Genomic DNA, 19,606 nt, shown 5'->3' on the forward strand with positions numbered 1-19,606 from the left:
CGAGCTCCTACCCTACTCTTGCATTCGACTGCGATAATCCTGCGGCGGCAGTCCCTCCATCTTTCGGAACACGCGGCGGAAGGTCGCGGAATTGGGGTATCCCACTTTCTCGCCCACCTCCTGGATCGGAACCTCGCTGTGGATAAGCAGCTCCTTCGCTTTCCCAATCCTTACGGAAGCCAGGAAGTCCAGGAAATTTTCGCCGAATGTTTCTTTGTATAATCTGCTTAGGTATTTGGAATTGACAGAAAATCGATCACTCAGGAAATCGAGCGACAAATTCGGGTTTGCGTACTCGTTCTCTATGCACTCCTTGATGTCCTGCAATAAGATATAGTAGGCTCGCGGCGAGCGCAATTCCTGCAGCTGTCTGCTGCATTCGTCCAACACCGCGAACAGCGTCTCGCTCAGTTCGTTCAGCGTATCGAATGTCTCCATCTTGACGCGAACGTCTTCGAGCGCCTGCCTGACAATCTGGTTTTCCTCCTTGGACCCGTTCGAGTGATGAAGGCCCAGGTAGGCAAGCAAATAATCTAATAGTTTGACGATCTCGGCCTTCCTAGGTTTATCCGCGCGAATATTGTTGAAGAGCTTCCAATATAGAGTCTTCCACTGCTCCTCCCCAAGGCGAAAGGCGGACGAGATCTCGTGAATCACGCGAAGATGCTCATGCTCATTCTTACGCTGCTGGTGTTCGGCGTCCGAGTACCGGATGATCCGGTTCGTACCAAGCACGGCCTTGAAATGCAGGATCGAGCAAGCTTCTTCATAGGAAGAACGAATATCTTCAATACGGGATGTTGCACGACCGACTCCAATAGTAACGGTGAACTTGAGATTTTTGTCAATCCAGTCGACAATCGATTCATAGACGGATGTGAGGTCCTTCTGATCATTCTGGAAAATAACAGCGGACAAATGGGTAGGAGATGTCCATTCCAGCCAGACGGATGTATCCGGCTGCTGAATCATTTCGTTGACAACACTGCTGACGACGAATTTGAATAGCGAGCGGTCCCGGCCGCTATATGTAAAGAATGCCTGCTCCGCATTGTCTACCTCGATCACGATCGCCTTCAGCGTATGGAATGTCGGCAATTGCAAGTCCTTGAAAGGAGTCTCCGACAGTTCTCCATTCTCGTAATGGCCATGGATCAAAATGCTGAATGCATGTTTGCGTTTCAGGATGGCCGTTTCGCTGAATTCCCTCTCTACAAGCTTCGACTGTGCAGCAAAATTATTGATAGCGGATTCAATAAAGGCAAACTCATCGAGTGAAACGCTGCCTGCTGAGCCGTTTCCGTCGAACAGCGAATGGTTCAGCTTCACCACCAGCTCTTCAAGAGGCTTGTAGTTCGCCCGTGTAATATAAATGGTGAGTATAAGGCCGCCGACAAACACAAGTACGCCGACTGCAAACCAAACGCTGGAGAACGCCGATGTTGACTGGGCCAGCAGTCCGCTGTTCATCCCGCTTTCTACAGTCCAGCCGGTATAATCGGACGTTAAGCTGGCCGTTATTTTGCGGTCCGGTTCCAAATTACCAATATAAATCGGTTGCCGGTTCCGGCCAAAAATATTTACGAAAGTGTTGGCTTCGTCGTAAAGAGAGGATACGGTTGCCCGAATAGAAGAAGTATCGATATTCACCACGATTATCCCTTTCGAACCGGAGCTAACCGGAACCTCATGAACGAGGCTGACAACGCGCTTCGAGTTCTGGAAAGAGAGTTCGCGATACTCCCGTACATCGGTCCAAAGAGGCCCGTTACGGAAACCGGAAACGGACCGAGCGAATGCCCGGTCTTCGAATATATCGATATTTTTCCGCATATTTCCCGAAAGAATGGTTCCGTCGCTGTATCGGTACAAATAGAAGGAATCGATCAACGGCACTTCCCGCTTCAATTCGTTGAGACGCTCCAGAACCTCATAGTTTAAATAAACGCTGCCGGTTCCGCTGCCTTCGAAATAACTGGCCAGCACTTTGCTGTTCAGAAGCTCGCGGATCACCATATGATCCACCGTTTTCAAGGAAACATTGACCGACTGAAGCAGTTGGGCTGTGAATACCTCGCTGGACTCTTTCGCATTCTTTCGGTTCTGGTCCACGATTACCCGAAGAAAAACGAAAAGCAAAAAAGAAAAAACGATCAGAAAGAGCGGGATGTATGACCAGATCATCTTTCGAAGCCAAATCTTACTCATTAGCCTCCTCCTCTAACAAGCTCGATCTATACCGTTAATCGGATAATGTAAATTCGACGGTAACGTCTATACCGGAATTCAGAGATAGGTGGAGATATTCCCCATATCTCCCTTCAAGAGCCGCTGCTTCTCTTCCGTTGACCGCGGCTTTTGTCCAAGGGATGCCCAATTTAAATTTGATTTCATTGGAATTAACAATGGAATTCAAGGTAACGCTCACCGTTTTGGATAAGAGATCCCATGTTAAAGCGCGGACCTCCACCCGGGTTCTTGCCATCAACCCATGAATGGAACCCGATTGCCATTCGGAGGGTAGTGCCGGAAGAACCTCAATTTCACCGTTGTTGGAGAATAGCAGCGCTTCATTAACGGCTCCCACAGTACCGAATAAGGTATCTGTGCAATAAGTATCGCATCTTCTGTTTGTGTCATGGTCCGTCATCAGCGATGCGTAATAACCGGAATCCGTCATCATCGGCAGAAGGGCAGCGGCTACTTCGTTGCCGTCCTTTAATCTCGCAGAGACCAGCGCCTTGTGCATCCAGCCGTGCCCTGCCGTGGCGTCCGACGTATTGTATTTGTTTCGGTTCTCCATCGCGGTAATGGCGGCTTTCGTGAGCTCCGCATCGTTCTGCGTCTCGTATGCTGGCCATGCCGGGTAAAGATGGCTCAAATGGCGGTGGTTGTTGTTCTCCGTATATTCATTCATCGCCCATTCGCGCAAAGCGCCGTCCTTGTCCACCTTGTAGTCCGGCAGCAGTCCCAGCAAAGACTCCCATCGTTCGACCGCTGCTTCGTATCCTTCGCGCATGATCGCTCGTTCAACTGTTATGACCATATGCAGTCCGTCCCTCGCTGCCGAAATATCCATGGTGGCATTGGCCGTAAGCGTGCTGTTGTAACCAATCGGGTTATTCTCCGGCGAATAGGTAGGGATGAGCAGATATTTCTCGCCTGGATTTAGCACCGATTTGCCTTGCTCATAGCACGCGTTGCCGTTTACATCGGTATAGTACTCCGGCGTACATAGCTGCTCCCAGAAATTAGCCTGCTTGGTCAACAACGTAAGCAAAATATCTTTTTCTAAATCCAGATATCCTTGTTCGAGCAGCTTTTCGAATTCTCCATCCGTCAGCCCCCCGTCCCGTACGCTGAGAATAGACTTCAGTTCATGGATTCTCATGTAATCGTTGATCGGGATCTGTTGATTGCCGCAGCACTGCCAATATTCGAAGATGGGAAGCAAACACCAGCTTGCTCCCGCATTCCAATATTGAAACGGATAGTCATTGTCGTATTCCACGTGCATCCCGCGGTCGATATCCGAGTTGACCGACACCTGAAGCGCATCATGCATCCCGTAGGCCATTCGAGCATTGTATTCAAAATCGGGCGCATTTCTCAAGAAGAAGGTGATATACCCAAGCTGGGCATGCGTCATATGGCCTGTATTCATGGGAGAGACCTGCAAATTCACGTTGGCGTCAAGCGTATAGATGGCGCGCCAGCCCGGATTCCACTCTCCGGTCCACATGCCATACAACCGCGGCGCGCTTGAGCCGCTGCAGCAAATCAAGGCATATCGCCCCTGGTTGTACACCTGTTCCATAAAAGCATGATTGATCCTCGATTTGGAAGCCTTCTGCGCGTTGATCAGCGTTACATTGTCTGAGATTTTGTCGTCCTCGTCGCCAGCAAGAGAAAAACGCACGGCGTTAAATTCCGCGGCATGCTTTAGAGCATGAGGCGCAAGGGCGGCATTGTAGTCGAATTTGCCGGAAACGTCCTTATATTTTTCCGCGACAGCATTCGTATTCTGAAACAGACAGTCAACGATCGAGTATTGCGTCATACCTGCAAAATCATCGATTTTGCCCATATCAAATGTTCGGTTCGATTGCGTAATTAAATAGACGGCGTCGGCATCGATGACTTGAATCGCCGGATTCCGTTCCTCTCCGACATTCATCGGTTCATTCGTGTCCGCCAGCAGCACTCTCTTCTGGGTTCCGTTAACGACCACAACCCGGGTCAGGCCGGCGTACCCTCCATCGATCAACTCGCTGCCCGGGTAGGACGGATAATGGGCAACCTGCGCGATATAGGTCGCATTCGGATCAACGAGCTTCTTGTATTGAAGCGCAGTCAGCTCGGACAACCCGTCCCGCGCTTTGTACATGCCCGAAATGTCATCAATGGAAATGATCATGTTGATCTTGGCGCCGGCGGACGATTGCGCGATCTTCGTAATCGATACATTGTCTTCCCTGGACGTAAACGACGTTCGGATCCACTCGCCGCAATCATCGGAATAACGGACGCCGGTTTCCGCCGTCTCATAGTTCGTCCATCTTTCATAGCCGGACACGGCTCCCTTGTTCTTGACGTTTAATCTGAGCTGATGTCCAGGATGATAGCTGTACAAAAAGGTTCTTCTTCTGGTTGACCCGTCCGGAAAAGTAATCTTCCATTGATCGTTAAGATCAAAAACATTCCTCCTGGCCGCGGCAAGCTGTCCCGTCAGTTCTTCCGGAATCGCCCTCGGATCGCCGGACGGATAGTTGAACCACATATATTGAAAAATAAAGGTGTCAGCATACGGCGATCCGGACGTGACGTACCCGTTCTCGCCGTTTCCGCTAACCATTCCGTCCCGCCACGCCCGACCGGAATTGAACGCTGGAATCTCGGTATAAGTGCCGGCATAATTGCCTTTTTCGTACAGGCGTACAGAGTTCGAATCTTTCGTCATGCTAGGATTCTCCTTCACTTCGTTTGACTATTATTATAACGATCGCCTCCTATAAAGCGGCATTCACTAGAACGACAGATCCTCGCTCTAAATGTCGCAAATTCGCAGATCTGATATAATGGGAACATAAACGGTCTGAGGAGCGAATGGAGCATGAATTTACCGCCGATCCACTTGGAAAATACGAATCTGAAGATCACAGTCGGCGGGCTTGCACTGAATGTGCTCTATATCAAGCTGGGCATTTTTTATCGTTCTTTTCCGGAGCACAGCCATAGCAAACGAAGCTATGAAATGCATTTTATTCCTCTCGGGCAAGGAACGTTGATTGCAAGCGGCCGCAGTTATCCGATCGTCCCCGGCACCTTGTTTATGACAGGCCCTGATGTCGTCCATGAGCAGATCACGAACCCTTCGGATCCTATGTCGGAATACTGTATTTGCTTCGAGCTGCTGGATTACGAGCCTACTCGGGATCCGGAACTTGATATCTTAACCGAAACCTTCGCGCAAACTCCATTCTGGTTCGGCCAAGATTCGCAAAACTTGATGGAGCTGTTCGAACAGCTTTCATTCGAAACGACCCGCAAATCTATTGGATATCACTGGTATGTAGGCACCATTCTCGAACAGATTGTCGTCAAGCTCATTCGGAATTATATGGGGGACCAGATGGCCGTCTCCGTCTCGCCGACACCGCTGCAAACGCCGGACGACAAACGACTGGCCACCATCGAACACAGCTTTCTTTCTCAATATAGCTTCATTTCCGTACAAGCGCTTGCGAGCACATTGGGCTTAAGCGTTAGACAAACGGAAAGAACGATCAAACAATTTTACGGCATGACGTTTACCCAAAAGCGTAACATGGCCAGGTTAAGCGCAGCTGCCCATTTTCTTACCACGACGACCATGACAATCAGCCATATCGCGGAAACGGTCGGATACTCGTCTCTAGAGCAATTTTGCTCGGCCTTCAAAACAAACTATGGAATGCCGGCAAGCCGGTATCGCTTATCGCGTTCTGCTCAAATTCCCAAAACGGCTGACTAAAGCGAACAACGACCATGCGGCATGGCTTGCCCCGTCCAATCGCTATAAACCGTGTATTCTTCTTCCTCTACTCGATACAGCGGAATGAATTTCATCTCCCGATGCCCTTCTACGGAAAAAGCCAAATCCACCGTTGGAAGCTGAATGAATTTCTCGAGGAGGTTAGAGTCGGTGATATCCTCTTGCAGTTTTTGATGCTCAACCTGAGCAAGCAAAATATTGCCGTACATGACTGCCGAAATGTCTTCGGAGCCCTGAAGTGGAACCCGTTTCAGGTCTGCATGGATTTCAATATCAACGATATCGCGATTATTATAAGTATGCTCTACGATGATATAACCGTTGTCCTCCATTACATCGATAGGCATGCCATTGATTTTAATCCCTTTAATGGCTTGTCTTTTCAGCAGCAGTTTAAATGAGGTAGGTTCCGTAACTTCGATGACGAGCCTAGAAGTTGGATTGTTAGGAAATTCGCTTGTTTGCGAGATAACCGCTTTCTGCTCTCTCCAAATAACCGTAGAAGAAATAAAAGCATTAAGCAAAATCGTGCCTTCGCTTTTAAACCAGATGTTTTTTTGAAGTTCGCTCATCGCTTCAATTCCGGACGCGGTACAACACCAGAAAGAATCATATGGCTCACTAAATTTCTTAATCGCGCAATTGCCAAGAGGCTGATGGTACTGCGAGAGGCCCGTTTTCGCACTTGCACTGTTCAAGACGGCATTATATTTCAGCGTCTCCAGATGATCCAGATATTCAACCGCCCCGGACCATTCAAGCAATCGCTCCAAAATTTTTTCCGTATTATGAGCACAGCAGCTTTCGCTTTCACCGCCAGTTAAAGCATCCCCAAGCTTACCGAAGCCTCCCCAATGCTCTGATTTCTCAGAGACACTGCCTTGAATATAAGCAGTAGCCTTGGAGCTGCTATTACCGTTGGCGAAGGTCCTTCCTTGCAAAAATTGATAAAAATTTATGGCCATTTCTTTGTATTTCGTTTCACCGCTGATCGAAAACCGATGCATAGCTGCAATGACCATGGGAAGATGCGTATTGGCGTGAAGATCTTCAAGGATGTCGTGCCCGGCTTCAAGCGTATCCACAAAGTACATCCTGTCGAACTTGTTTGCCAGCTCGAACAGCCGATCATCCCCTGTCAAATCATACAAAGTATAGATCGTATCTCCTATCCCCCCGAATTCATTCACCGGATTCAATTTTGTACAGCGGAGTACTCCATCGATTTTCCAATAAGAGAGCTTCTCGAATCGCCGATAAACATAAAGGGCTAAGTTAACAGCAAGCTGCAAGGACTTGGCGTTACCCAAATAGTCATAACAGTCGACTAAACCCTGCATGATTTTGTGTAGGGTATAATAAGGCGCCCATACCTTTCTATTTTCCTCAAATTCTAAGATATCCAGCTTTTCTTCTTCGAACGCGCTCAGATATCCGCTTGGTTTGGCGCATAATTCCATGATGTCTACTATCGCGGATGCCTTGCTTTTTAACAGTCCGTCCTGATCGGCAAAAGCGAATTTTGCACAAGCTGAGAGGAAATGTCCCACAAAATGGCCTCTCAGACCGCACTCGCCGTCTTCCCAGCCGCCTAAGGGTTCGGCATTCGACGGGATACCCGCGTTGATCTTAAAATTATGCATAAGGCGATCCACGTTAAATTCAGATATATACGTTTTTACGAGTGCTCTTCGGCAAGCAAATGTTTGGTCAGTAAGCTTGACTTCATCAAGTTTAAAATTGACGAACATATTGATTTCCCCCTCTTTTCGCGATGTCATACTTCTTGCAACACCCCCATTTTAAACGGGAAAGTCCACGCTTTGAATTCCCTCACTTTGGATTGCATATCTTATTTTTGGGTTTATCAAAGTAATAGACAAAGTACGAGGGGCATCTTACAATTAGCGATACGCATCAAAATGAAGGGGATTTTTCATGTGCATGAAGTTATTTTACGCTTTGATCAGATACTTAAAATCAAAGAATTTGGATTTCACACGACAAATAACCTGTACACACACCCGAGTCGAATGCTCGACTTTGATGTTTTTCTCTTTGTCGCCGAGGGCCAGATGGAAGTATGGGAAGAAGGGCTCGAGTATATTGTTAAAAAAGGGCAGTTCCTCTTTTTAAAAAGCGGAATGTCTCACTGGGGAGAGCCAAAAACGCCTGCCGGAACATCCTGGTATTGGATTCATTTTTTCGGTCATTTAAATGGGGATGGGGATACATTTCATGATTTGAATAGTAATAAGCTGTTTGCCTCCACTACCGTCATGGATGTGCAAGAAGATTATCGAAAGTCCATTGCGCTGCCCAAACATGGAACGCTATCTCAAACTAAAGGGTTGGAAAATAAACTGGATGTTCTTATTCAATTATTTCATTCCTCCGATCCCTTTCGATCACTTTCCCTGAGCCTGCAAACCATGGAGCTGTATCTAAAGCTATATCAAGAATCTATGAAAGAACACCCGCCAACCAAATCCGACCGTACGGTTCTGCGAATTATCGATTATCTGGAGAACAAGAATAATTATGAGATCAACTCCAAGGATCTTGCGGCTAGTCTCGATATGAATTACAGCTATCTGTGCGAAATCTTCAAACTGAAAACAGGATCTACCATTCACGGGTACAACGCCCGAATATTCATGAACAAAGCAATCGGACTTATGAAAGATTCCGAGCGCAATGTTTCGGAAATCAGTGATTTGCTTGGATTTAAAAACCCATTTTATTTCAGTAGAGTATTTCGTAAAATAATGGGTTGCTCGCCATCGGAATACATGAGCCGAATCTATAGAAAATAAACAGCGGCTTCTTGTTAATAAAAATGGAGGGTGGCTATTTCAGCCCCCTCCATTTTTTGAACAAAAGTACTAGTCCTTTTTCCGAGTCAACTCCACGATCTTTAATAGAAGCGTGAGCAAGGCGATAATCTCCAGGAAGCTCATGCTATCTCCTCCGATCCTGATAAGATGACTCTTCATCCGGACCTCCCTCTCCCATGAGGAGCATTCTGCTCCGTATAAATTTATTCACGTTTATAAGCGAATAGAATAGCTCTTCCTTTCCGATTGGCGCGTTAAGCATCTACTTTGTGTCCCTTGCCTGTTTAACGATGGCCGGATCCCGTGTACTAACTAGCAAAAGCCATAAAGGAGAGATGTACATGTCCAGTCAATCAACAGCAAGACGCATAGAAGGAAAAGTTGCCTTAATAACCGGTGCCGGTTCCGGTATCGGACGGGCTGCGGCGGTCCGGTTCGCGGAGGAAGGAGCGAATCTTATTCTGCTTGATCGCGACCGGCAGACGCTCTCCGTCGTCTGCCGCGAGGCGGAAGCGTTTGGAGCCAAATCCATCGCCGTCGAGGCCGATATATCGGACGAGCATTCTTTGGCGGAAGCCTACGATAAGGCAATCTCCGCGTTTGGGCAGCTGGATATCGTTTTTGCCAACGCAGGCATTAACGGCACTATTTCTCCCATTGAGCATATGTCCAAGGAAGAATGGGAAGCTACGATCAGCGTCAATCTGACCGGGACGTTTCTGACCGTCAAGCACGCGATCCCGCTCCTGAAGGAAAAAGGCGGCAGCATCATCATAACGAGCTCCATTAACGGCAACCGCGTGTTCTCGAATTTCGGCTTCAGCGCCTACAGCAGCTCGAAAGCCGGCGAGACCGCTTTTACCCGCATGGCGGCACTGGAGCTTGCGGAATACGGCATCCGCGTCAACGCGATTTGCCCGGGTGCCATTTCGACGAACATTGATCAATCTACCAAGCCCAAGCCGGAGCTCGAAGAGATTCGAATCCCCGTCGAGTTCCCGGAAGGCGGTCATCCGCTTGAGGATGGACCCGGGAAGCCTTCGCAGGTTGCGAATCTCGTGCTGTTTCTCGCTTCGGACGAGGCAAGCCATATCACCGGGACCTCGGTCTATATCGACGGGGCGGAGTCACTTCTTCGCGGTTAATCCGGTTTGAATGGAGTGTAGAGAAAAGGAGATGACCCGTTTTGCAAAGAGAAAGCATCTATCATTCCCCCAGCCATAGATGGTCGTATGCCTATGATCCGGAAACGTTCCATCTTCGTCTTAAAACCAAACGCGGCGATGTCGAGCGGGTTGTTGCAATCGCAGGAGATAAATATGATTGGGATCATCATTACCAGGAAGTCGAAATGGATCTCATTGCGGCCGACGGCCTGCATGATTATTGGGAGGCCGTTATCCGACCGGAATTCAAACGATTCAGCTACGGCTTCCGGCTGCATAGCGGCGAAGAAACAATCTGGTTGACGGAAGACGGCTTCTCCGAGGAGGAGCCTACGCCGGCTGGCGGTTATTTCGAAGCGCATTACATTCATTCCATAGATTTGTTCGAAGCCCCGGAATGGGCGAAGGAAGCGATCTTTTATCAGATTCTTCCCGATCGCTTCGAGAATGGGGACAAGACAAACGATCCGGAAGGCACTAGCCCGTGGGGAGAACAGCCGGAAGGTGAATCCTTTTTCGGAGGGGATCTGCAGGGGATTATGAACCGCATCGAACACTTGAACGAGCTGGGCGTTAACGCCGTTTATTTGACGCCGGTCTTCCGTTCGCCCTCCAATCATAAATACGACACGACCGATTACCGGGAGGTTGATCCTCATTTCGGGGACAAGGAGCTCTTGAAGAAGCTGGTCCAGACCTGTCATGATCATGGCATTCGCGTGGTGCTGGACGCCGTGTTTAACCATGCGAGCGAACAGTTCCCTCCTTTCCAGGATGTACTGGAAAAGGGCGAGCAATCGGAATATAAAGACTGGTTTCATCTAAATGGCTTCCCCGTAGAAGTTCAGGACGGCATACCGAACTATGATACCTTCGGCTTCTATGGCAATATGCCCAAGCTGAATACGGCCAATCCGGATGTAAAAAAGTATCTGATCGAAACCGCGGTGAACTGGATGAAAGAAACGGGAATCGACGGCTGGCGGCTGGATGTGGCGAACGAAATCGACCATCACTTCTGGCGCGATTTCCGCATAGCCATCAAGGATGCTAATAAGGAAGCTTTTATTGTCGGAGAAGTATGGAGCGATTCTCTGCGCTGGCTTCTTGGCGATCAGTTCGATTCCGTCATGAACTATCCGTTTACGGAGCTGGTGCTTAGCTTTTTCGCTGACCGTGCCATCCCGCCGGCGAGATTCGCGGAAAAAATGAACCGGCTGCTCATGCGGTATCCGCAGCAGACGAACGAGACGCTGTTCAACCTGCTGTCGAGCCACGATATTCCGCGCGTCATGACCAGGTGCGGCGGCGATACGAGCCGTGTGAAGCAAGCCGTTGTATATATGATGACCTCTATGGGTCTGCCATGCGTCTATTACGGCGATGAATTCGGCATGGAGGGCGGAGAGGACCCGGATTGCCGCAGATGCATGGTGTGGAGCGAAGAGGATCAGAACCGGGAGCTGTTTGATTTCTACAAGCTGCTCATCTCGCTTAGGAAGGAGCGTGCCGCCCTTCGCAACGGCCGTTTCCGCGTCCTGTTAGCGGATGAAGACAGCGGCTCGCTCATTTACGAGCGGCTGGACGGCAAGGAGCATTTCACGATTTGGATGAACCGGTCGGACGAGCCGGCCGAGCTTTCGCATCCGATGAACGAAGGCGGATGGCGCGATGCCCTGACCGATGAGCCGATCGACAACCCTGACGGCAAGCTTGTTATCGGGCTCGAGCCTAACGGCTACCGGATTGTGTGGCGTAAAATGGAATAATACAAATGAAGGGGTGCCGGATTCGTCCGGCACCCCATTCGTTATGGCAAAAGCTCCTCGTATAACTCCTTGTATTGCTGCGCCGAACGGTTCCAGCTGTAATCGCCCTGCAGAGCGCGGGTTAACAGCTTCTGGCGCACCTCTTGGTTCCTCCATAAAGCTAAAGCGCGGCGAACCGTGTACAGCATGTCCCAGCTGTTATAGGGGGCAAAGGAAAAGCCGTTGCCCTCCCCCGTGTATTCGTTATAGCTGTGCACCGTATCGCGCAAGCCGCCCGTCTCCCTTACGATCGGCAGGCTGCCGTAACGCAAAGCAAGCAGCTGGCTGATTCCGCAAGGCTCGAATTGCGAAGGCATGAGAAACAAATCCGATCCGGCATAAATCCGGCGGGCGAGACCGTCGTCAAAGCCAATATAAGAGACGACTCTTCCTTTGTGACGATGCTCGGCTTCGCGGAACAGATGCTCCAGATGCGGATCGCCTGTTCCAAGCAAAGCAAGCTGAACATTTTCGCTGTGCATCAGCTCGTCCAGCTGCTCGAGCACTAGCGGAAGCCCTTTTTGATCCGTCAGCCGGCCAACCATGCCGATTAGCGGGACTTCAACATCCTCGAGCAGGCCAAGCTCCCACTGGAGGGCGGTTTTGCATACAAGCTTGGCCTCCGGGGCATCGCCAGAATACCGAGCCTGTAATTGCGAATCGGATGCCGGATTGTACAGAGCATCGTCAATCCCGTTTACGATGCCAACCAGACTATCTCCTCTGCTGCGCAGCGTGCCTTCCATCCCGCAGCCGTATTCCGGCGTCGTAATCTCCCACGCGTATGACGGGCTTACGGTTGTAACCCGGTCAGACAGCTGGATGCCGGCCTTCATGAAGCTGACCGATCCGTAAAATTCCACATGATCGTAAGTCAAATAATGCGGAGGCAGACCCAGCAAATCGCCCAATGCATGCGGCGGGTAATTACCCTGGTATTGCAAGTTATGGATGGTGAATACGGTTTTAATGCCCGCGTATTCCTGCCGCCAGCTGTAATGATGGCGCAGCAGCGCCGGAATCATGCCGGTATGCCAGTCATGGCCATGGATAAGATCCGGCCAGTAGCCGATTGCGGGAAGAGCCTCCAGCGCGGCCCGGCATAAGAAGGCAAATCGCTCCCCGTCGTCGTCATGGCCGTATGCGGAGCCTCTTTTGAAATATTGCTCGTTATCGAGAAAATAATAAATAATACCGTCTTGCTCCAGTTCTTTGATTCCGCAATACGCGTACCGCCAGCCGACCGATACCCGAATCTCCGCAATCGTCTTCATCCGCGAGCGGTAACGCTCCGGTGTGGAGGTATAGAGCGGCAGCATGACGCGCGCTTCAACTCCTAACGGCTTCAGTGCCGCCGGCAGCGCGCCAAGCACGTCGCCTAACCCGCCAGTTTTCAGAAACGGGGCGCATTCCGCCCCCACGAACAATACTTTCAAGATCCCTCTCCCCTTTGGCTCTCGACTCTTATACCTTTGCAATCCGTTCCCTCTGCCGGCCTCTGCGCTTGCTGCCCGGTACCGGGAGAGCCAGCTCCTTATGCAAAGTTTGCGGCTCCTGCCCCATGCGGACGGCAGCACGCGATTCCTTCTCGCGTTTCAGAATAACGACCGAAAGCGGCGGAAGCGGCAGCTCAATGCTATGCTTGCGGCCATGCCAGACTACCGGCTCCGACCGGACGACCGCCCCTTCCGCGGCGGCAAGCTCCATGAATCCGGAGCCGCCGTAAGTAAGGCTGTCGCTATTGAGCAATATTTTATAACCGCCCTGGCTCGGAACTCCTATCCGGTACCGCGCATGGGCATGCATATGGAAGTTGCAGAGGATGATCAGCGACTCCCCGTTTGCCCTGCCTTTTCGTCTGTATACGATGACGCTTTGCCCCTCATCCTGGAAATCGATCCACTCGAACCCCTTCGGCGAGGAATCCAGCTGCCACAATGAACGCTGCTCTATATACAGGCGGTTTAATGCGCGGACAAAATCCTGCAGCTTGCGGTGCTGTTCATACTCGAGAAGCAGCCAGTCCAGCTCCGCCTCATCGCGCCATTCGATAAATTGGCCAAATTCGCCGCCCATAAACAGCAGCTTTTTGCCCGGATGCGTCATCATATAGCCAAGCAGCAGACGCAGACCCGAGAACTTCTCCTCGTAGCTGCCGGGCATTTTATCCAGCAGGGACTTCTTCCCGTGAACCACCTCGTCATGAGACAGCGGCAGCGTGTATTTCTCGTCAAAGGCATACCAGATCGGGAACGTTAGCAAGCCATGATGCCTGCCTCTCTCGTCGGGTTGATGGGAAAAATACTTCAGCGTATCGTTCATCCAGCCCATATTCCATTTATGGGTGAAGCCCAATCCTCCCTGCTCCGGCGAGACCGTCACGCCCGGATAGGCATGCGACTCCTCCGCCATCATAAGCGCATAAGGGAAATGCGTCCTCACCACCGTATTCAGCTTTCGCAAAAAGGCTGCCGCCTCCAAATCCTCCTTGCCGCCATGCCGGTTCGGCCGCCAACGCCCATCCGGACGGTCGAAGTTCCGGAGCAGCATGCTCGTAATCGCGTCTACCCGAAAACCGTCAATATGGTACACGTCCATCCAGAACAAAGCATTCGAGATCAGAAAACCGCATACCTCCGGCTTCTCGTAATCAAAAGCAAGGGTCCCCCACTGCTCCTTCTCCGCAATCAGCGGATCCGCATTCTCGTATAGCGGGCTGCCGTCAAAAAGACGCAGGCCATGCGCATCCTTTGCGAAATGTCCGGGAACCCAGTCCAAGATAACGCCAAGCCCCAGACTATGGCAGCGGTCTATAAAAGCCATCAGCTGGTGAGGATCCCCATACCGGCTTGTTGCGGCGAAGTAGCCCGTCCCCTGATAACCCCAGGAACGGTCGTACGGATGCTCCGCCAAGGGCATCAGCTCGATATGGGTGTATCCCATCTCCGCCGCGTAGGCGGGCAGCTCCTCCGCCAGCTCTTCATACGTATACAGCCGCCCATCCTGATGCTGCCTCCATGTGCCGGCGTGTACCTCGTAAATATTTATAGGCTGGCCAAACAGCGGCTTGCGTCCGCGAAGCCAGCTCTTGTCCTGCCATTCGTAACCGTCTAATGAGCAGATGACCGACGCCGTGCGAGGCCGCACTTCAGCCTTGAACGCATAAGGATCCGCCTTCAGTTGCCTGCCGCCAGCCCTTGTCTCTATATCGTATTTATACAAATCCCCATTACCAAAGCCCTCGATAAATCCGCTCCATATCCCCGACTCTCCGACCTTCTCCAGCTCATAGCCGGCTTCCTTGAACCCGTCCCAGCTATTACGGTCCGATGCGACGGCAAGACGTCTCGCGTTTGGTGCCCACACCGTGAAACGAACGCCGCTGCGTCCTTTTTCCACCGCTAAGTGCGCGCCCATCTTCCGATAGCTGTTCAGCCATGTTCCTTCGCGGAATTGATAAATATCGTCTGCGCTAAGCTTGTTGCTTCGTTTCAATATTTCCAACCTCCTAAAAAGAATTGTCACATGCTCTTGGTGACAATTCTTACTTCGTAAGCATGTGCTTAAGAATTGCTACCACTTTTGTAGCAATTCTTACTTCGTAAGGATTTGCTTAAAGAATTGGCGCCTGCTTTTGGCGGCAATTCTTGCTTCGTAAGCCAAAAAACACATTCCAGAATGTTTAATACCCGCTAATAGCTTTATAGAAACAGCTGTTTCAAAGGCGGAAGCTCTGGTGTAAGCAGATGATACAAGGACACTTTCGATTATACCATCCTAATACGAGAAAGCTTGGAGGAATATAGAATGACACAGATGAATTGCATGGCGATGTTATTGGCAGGCGGCGAAGGCAAACGGCTTGCACCCCTTACGACGGCGCTGGCCAAACCGGTTGTCCCCTTCGGAGAACAGTATCGGATGATTGATTTCCCGCTTAGCAACTGCATGAATTCGGGAATTCGACGGATTGGCGTGCTGACTCAATTTTGCGCGGACACCGTTCAACGTCATATCGGCGGCGGAGAAGCATGGCTGAACGCCGTGCAGCCTAAGCATCTGGGTGAGATTGCTTTATTGCCCGCTTCCGAAGCTTCTCCAAACGGATACTACGCAGGGACAGCTGATGCCATCTATTGCAATCTAAGCTATATGGAGCAGCATAATCCGGAGCATGTTCTCATTCTCTCCGGCGACCATATCTATCAAATGGATTACCGACCGATGCTGGAGGCGCATGTCAAAAGCGGAGCAGCCGCTACGATTGCGGTCAAGCGCGTCCCGTGGCATGAAGCAAGCCGCTTTGGCATTTTGAATACGAACGAGGATTACAGCGTGGTTGAATTTGAGGAAAAACCCTCCCGTCCAAGAAGCAACCTTGCTTCCATGGGCATTTATATGTTCCGTACCGACAAGCTGAAGGAGGTGCTGCTGAAAGATGCCGGCAATCCCGCTTCCAGCCATGACTTCGGCAAAGATGTCATTCCGATGCTGCTGCAGGATGGAGCAAGCCTGACGGCTTATCCTTATGAAGGCTACTGGCGCGATGTCGGCACGGTCGACAGCTTGTGGGAAGCGCATATGGAGCTGATTGACGGTACGCTAAGCCTGTCCGAGCCGCATTGGCCATTGTATGGCAGCAGCCAAAAACGCCAAAGCCCTATGCGTCCTGCTCTCCGAAACCTGTCTGCGCAGCGGGACAGCATTGTTCATGACAATAGCCGGATGGAAGGTATTGCGCAGCGTTCCGTTATCAGCGACGGTGCCGATGTTGGCAAAGGCAGCCTGATATACGAGAGCATCATTATGCCGGGCGCAAGAATCGGACGGAATGTCCGTATTCATAAGGCCATTATCGGAGAAAACGCGGTTATCGAGGACGGCGCGGTTATTGGCGCTCCTCAAAGCGAGCAAGTCGCCGTTGTTGGCCCGGGCGAGAGAGTCGCTTCCGGACGCAAGACAGCCGTTTCCGCGAGCCGCGAGACTCTTGCCGCCCTGCTCGGCGGACGAGAGCTGTACAAAGATAATGCCATGAGTTATTAATCCGGCGAATGCCGACGCAGCAAAAAAAAGACCTTGGGAGTCCCAAGGTCTTTTTGGCTTAACGCAGGGTTATTGCCCCGCTGCCCACTCTGCTTCGCGTTTCTCGGCAGCAGCAAGCTGTTTCTTGTATACCGTTCCGGACAGCAGCACGCTTATCTCATACAGAATAATAAGGGGGATCGCAACCAGGCTGTCGGATACGAAGTCCGGCGGCGTCACAACGACACCGATAAAAATCATAAGGAAATAAGCAATCCGTCTCATCTTGCGTAGCCTTACCGGGTTAAGAATCCGGATGGCCGTCAGGAACATAATAACAAGCGGCAGCTCGAACAAGAGTGAAATCGGTATCAAAATATTAAACATAAAGGAGAAGTACTGCGTAATCCCAATCGTTTCTTCCAGATTAAGATTCGCCGATACTTTTCGCGTGAAATGAAAGGCCAGCGGGAACACGACAAAATATGAAAAAGATAGGCCAACCAGGAACATAATGAGCGCAAACGGTATGTATTTAATGGTTGCCCGTTGTTCATTCGGCTTAAGCGCAGGCTTCACAAAGGCCCACAGCTGATAGGCTGTAAACGGAATAGCCAGCAATAGGGCAATAACAAAGGCAAATTTCATATAAATGCCGATGCCGTCCCACAAGGAGAACGCATGCAGCTGCAAGCCTTTAGCCGGCTCTTGCTCCATCAGGAAGTTATAGGCCGGTTCGGCTATAACGAGTCCGATAATAAGGCCTAGTACGATAACAATCAGCATATAAATAATCCGCTTCCGCAGCTCGCCAAGATGCTCGAATAGCGGCATCAAGCCTTCTTCGCGAATCCGGGCCCGGTCGAAGCTCTGTCCGGAAGCCTTGTCTTGTGATGTACTCATCTTTATAGCCCCCTTTCAGCAAAAAAGCGGGCCCGGTTTAGTCCGGAAGCCGCTTATTATCCACTTCGATATTTTCCGTACGGTTCACTTCAACCCGTTTGTTGTCTTTCTCGTCATCCATCATATCTCTTGCGCCTGCTTTAAACTCCTTCAGCGTGCGCCCGAATGCGCGTCCCAGCTCAGGCAGCTTGTTTGGTCCAAACAACAGCAAAGCGACAATTGCGAGCAAAATAAATCCCGTTGCGCCAATTCCAGACATCCTCGATCTTCCTCCTCATCGTTATACGCTTATGTACTACACTAACCGTTGTTCAAACCGCCATATCCCATACGGACAATGTCTTCTCTCACGATAGTCTGACCAGCTAATATACGAGGCAGCAGTACATCGAAGGAAGTATACGGATCATGCATGACGCAGCCCGGCAATCCCATAATCGGCACGCCGTTCAAATAACCCATAAGCAGCATCGAGCCCGGCAGCATTGGCGTGCCGTAGCTGACAATATCCGCTCCGGACGCTTTTATCGCGCCTGGTGTCCGGTCATCAGGATCAACCGACATTCCGCCGGTCACTAGTATCATATCATAACGTTGCTCTAGCAAATAGTGTATTTCCTTGACAATTATTTGTCGGTCATCCGGCGCGAAACGCTGCTCGGCTACTTCCGAGCCAAACGCTTCCAGCTTGGAACGGACGGCCGGACCAAATTTATCCTGAATGCGTCCGGAAAATACTTCGCCGCCGGTTGTCAGAAGTCCCGCGCGCAGCTTGCGGAAAGGAACGACCCGAAGAGGAGCCTCCCCTTCATTGGCCGCCCTATATTCCGCAGCCAGTCTTTCCACCTCTTCAACCTTTGCTTTAGGCACGGTAAGAGGAATGGCTCTGGTAGCAGCGAGCGCCCGGCCTTCTTGTACGACGCTGTTCGTCTTCACCGTCGCCAAGGCAACCTCTCCAAGCTCATTAATCGCTTCCACGAGAATCTGGTCTACTAATGCAAGACCTTGCATTGCAGCCTTCAAGCTGACCTTGCCCTCATGCGGATCGGACAGCGCAATTCCTTCTCCGGCAAGCGCCATCGCCATCCGGATGGCCGCATCATCCTCATGCAGCTCGCTCTCGCCCAGCTCCATAATATAAATATGCTCTTTGCCGATATCCAGCAGGCTTGGAATATCCGCTTCCGTAATGACATGACCTTTTTTGAACAAACGTCCTTTGAACTGTCCGGGTATAATCTGCGTAAGATCATGGGCAAGCCGGAGACCAACCGCTTCCCGAACCGGAACTTCCTTCAGTATCGTATCCGATCCGCTCATTCGTGATCTCCATGCGTGCCGGTGACGATCTCCAAGGCATGCGGCAGCTGATCCATAATCGCCATCAGGCTCTCATGGACGCCTTTTGGGCTGCCGGGCAGATTAATAATCAGAGCTTGTCCGCGAATGCCGCATACCCCGCGGGAGAGCATTGCGCGGCGGGTCTTCTGCAAGGCGCCCATCCGCATGGCTTCCGAAATACCGGGTACGAGGCGGTCAACCACCTTAAGCGTTGCTTCAGGCGTTACATCCCTTTGCGCCAGACCAGTTCCGCCCGTCGTTAAGACCAGATCCGCTTGATAATATTCGGTCATCTCGATCATGGCCGCGATAATCTCGTCTTGCTCGTCGGGCACGATCCGGTAATCGACAATCTCTCCGCCCAGTTCTTCCTCTACCAGCTCGCGAATAACCTGTGCGCTAGTATCTTCGCGTTCACCGCGCGAGCCTTTGTCACTTGCCGTCAATATCGCTACTTTCCACCGCATCTATTATTCCTCCCATCCCTTATCCGCT

At 50.8% G+C, this 19,606-nt stretch carries 14 protein-coding genes; 5 read left to right on the plus strand and 9 right to left on the minus strand.

Annotation, left to right across the window (positions count from 1 at the left end; translation table 11 throughout):
* Positions 1-12 precede the first annotated feature (12 nt).
* Together PGL01S_RS16530 and PGL01S_RS16535 are read right to left on the minus strand one after the other, a co-directional pair.
* Complete coding sequence (locus PGL01S_RS16530) at positions 13-2,208, minus strand: helix-turn-helix domain-containing protein (protein ID WP_127495700.1); 2,196 nt, start codon at positions 2,206-2,208, stop codon at positions 13-15.
* 34 nt (positions 2,209-2,242) lie between these two features.
* The gene (locus PGL01S_RS16535; RefSeq protein ID WP_127495701.1) at positions 2,243-4,960 is read right to left on the minus strand and encodes a glycosyl hydrolase family 95 catalytic domain-containing protein; all 2,718 of its coding nucleotides are present in this window, start codon (positions 4,958-4,960) and stop codon (positions 2,243-2,245) included.
* 153 nt (positions 4,961-5,113) lie between these two features.
* Between PGL01S_RS16535 and PGL01S_RS16540 the strand changes: the two genes are divergently transcribed.
* Positions 5,114-6,013: an AraC family transcriptional regulator gene (locus tag PGL01S_RS16540; protein WP_127495702.1), complete on the plus strand. Its 900-nt coding sequence runs from the start codon at positions 5,114-5,116 to the stop codon at positions 6,011-6,013.
* Here PGL01S_RS16540 and PGL01S_RS16545 read toward each other — a convergent pair.
* Positions 6,010-7,785, minus strand: coding sequence for a beta-L-arabinofuranosidase domain-containing protein (locus PGL01S_RS16545; RefSeq protein WP_127495703.1), 1,776 nt, complete (start codon positions 7,783-7,785; stop codon positions 6,010-6,012). The two genes, PGL01S_RS16540 and PGL01S_RS16545, sit on opposite strands and share 4 nt — an antisense overlap.
* Before the next feature lie 189 nt (positions 7,786-7,974).
* Here PGL01S_RS16545 and PGL01S_RS16550 point away from each other — a divergent pair, with 189 nt between their 5' ends.
* The 3 genes from PGL01S_RS16550 to PGL01S_RS16560 all read left to right on the plus strand — a co-directional run bounded on the left by PGL01S_RS16550 (position 7,975) and on the right by PGL01S_RS16560 (position 11,806).
* Positions 7,975-8,850, plus strand: coding sequence for an AraC family transcriptional regulator (locus PGL01S_RS16550; RefSeq protein WP_164775496.1), 876 nt, complete (start codon positions 7,975-7,977; stop codon positions 8,848-8,850).
* Positions 8,851-9,212: 362 nt separating this feature from the next.
* On the plus strand, positions 9,213-10,016 hold the full coding sequence (locus PGL01S_RS16555) for an SDR family oxidoreductase (protein ID WP_116393678.1): 804 nt from the start codon (positions 9,213-9,215) through the stop codon (positions 10,014-10,016).
* A gap of 41 nt (positions 10,017-10,057) precedes the next feature.
* Positions 10,058-11,806 carry an alpha-glycosidase gene (locus tag PGL01S_RS16560; protein ID WP_127495705.1) on the plus strand — a complete coding sequence of 583 codons (1,749 nt, stop codon included), beginning with the start codon at positions 10,058-10,060 and terminating at the stop codon, positions 11,804-11,806.
* Between the two features lie 41 nt (positions 11,807-11,847).
* Here PGL01S_RS16560 and glgA read toward each other — a convergent pair whose 3' ends face one another.
* Complete coding sequence (gene glgA / locus PGL01S_RS16565; RefSeq protein WP_127495706.1) at positions 11,848-13,281, minus strand: glycogen synthase GlgA; 1,434 nt, start codon at positions 13,279-13,281, stop codon at positions 11,848-11,850.
* Positions 13,282-13,309: 28 nt separating this feature from the next.
* Positions 13,310-15,340: a 1,4-alpha-glucan branching protein GlgB gene (gene glgB, locus PGL01S_RS16570; RefSeq protein ID WP_127495707.1), complete on the minus strand. Its 2,031-nt coding sequence runs from the start codon at positions 15,338-15,340 to the stop codon at positions 13,310-13,312.
* Positions 15,341-15,652: 312 nt separating this feature from the next.
* Between glgB and PGL01S_RS16575 the strand changes: the two genes are divergently transcribed.
* Complete coding sequence (locus PGL01S_RS16575; protein ID WP_127495708.1) at positions 15,653-16,888, plus strand: sugar phosphate nucleotidyltransferase; 1,236 nt, start codon at positions 15,653-15,655, stop codon at positions 16,886-16,888.
* A 69-nt stretch (positions 16,889-16,957) separates the two neighbouring features.
* Here the strand turns inward: PGL01S_RS16575 and tatC are convergent, their stop codons facing one another.
* The 4 genes from tatC to PGL01S_RS16595 are packed head-to-tail and all read right to left on the minus strand — an operon-like array spanning position 16,958 to position 19,578.
* Positions 16,958-17,770, minus strand: a complete 813-nt coding sequence (gene tatC / locus PGL01S_RS16580) for a twin-arginine translocase subunit TatC (RefSeq protein ID WP_244935623.1) — start codon at positions 17,768-17,770, stop codon at positions 16,958-16,960.
* Positions 17,771-17,807: 37 nt separating this feature from the next.
* Positions 17,808-18,029 (minus strand): twin-arginine translocase TatA/TatE family subunit, encoded by a 222-nt coding sequence (locus tag PGL01S_RS16585; protein ID WP_015842666.1) that lies wholly within the window; start codon positions 18,027-18,029, stop codon positions 17,808-17,810.
* Between the two features lie 41 nt (positions 18,030-18,070).
* On the minus strand, positions 18,071-19,090 hold the full coding sequence (locus PGL01S_RS16590) for a molybdopterin-binding protein (RefSeq protein ID WP_127495709.1): 1,020 nt from the start codon (positions 19,088-19,090) through the stop codon (positions 18,071-18,073).
* Positions 19,087-19,578: a MogA/MoaB family molybdenum cofactor biosynthesis protein gene (locus PGL01S_RS16595; protein WP_116393672.1), complete on the minus strand. Its 492-nt coding sequence runs from the start codon at positions 19,576-19,578 to the stop codon at positions 19,087-19,089. The genes PGL01S_RS16590 and PGL01S_RS16595 overlap by 4 nt, the downstream gene beginning before the upstream one ends.
* Between the last annotated feature and the right edge of the window lie 28 nt (positions 19,579-19,606).

The sequence above is a fragment of the Paenibacillus glycanilyticus NBRC 16618 genome, assembly GCF_004000805.1.
GTDB lineage: Bacteria > Bacillota > Bacilli > Paenibacillales > Paenibacillaceae > Pristimantibacillus > Pristimantibacillus glycanilyticus.

What these genes read in the sequence shown, in the direction of transcription:
- PGL01S_RS16530 (WP_127495700.1), bottom strand. Translation starts at nt 2,208, where the DNA reads ATGAGTAAGATTTGGCTTCGAAAGATGATCTGGTCATACATCCCGCTC.
- PGL01S_RS16535 (WP_127495701.1), bottom strand. Translation starts at nt 4,960, where the DNA reads ATGACGAAAGATTCGAACTCTGTACGCCTGTACGAAAAAGGCAATTAT.
- PGL01S_RS16540 (WP_127495702.1), top strand. Translation starts at nt 5,114, where the DNA reads ATGAATTTACCGCCGATCCACTTGGAAAATACGAATCTGAAGATCACA.
- PGL01S_RS16545 (WP_127495703.1), bottom strand. Translation starts at nt 7,785, where the DNA reads ATGTTCGTCAATTTTAAACTTGATGAAGTCAAGCTTACTGACCAAACA.
- PGL01S_RS16555 (WP_116393678.1), top strand. Translation starts at nt 9,213, where the DNA reads ATGTCCAGTCAATCAACAGCAAGACGCATAGAAGGAAAAGTTGCCTTA.
- PGL01S_RS16575 (WP_127495708.1), top strand. Translation starts at nt 15,653, where the DNA reads ATGACACAGATGAATTGCATGGCGATGTTATTGGCAGGCGGCGAAGGC.
- tatC (WP_244935623.1), bottom strand. Translation starts at nt 17,770, where the DNA reads ATGAGTACATCACAAGACAAGGCTTCCGGACAGAGCTTCGACCGGGCC.
- PGL01S_RS16585 (WP_015842666.1), bottom strand. Translation starts at nt 18,029, where the DNA reads ATGTCTGGAATTGGCGCAACGGGATTTATTTTGCTCGCAATTGTCGCT.
- PGL01S_RS16590 (WP_127495709.1), bottom strand. Translation starts at nt 19,090, where the DNA reads ATGAGCGGATCGGATACGATACTGAAGGAAGTTCCGGTTCGGGAAGCG.
- PGL01S_RS16595 (WP_116393672.1), bottom strand. Translation starts at nt 19,578, where the DNA reads ATGCGGTGGAAAGTAGCGATATTGACGGCAAGTGACAAAGGCTCGCGC.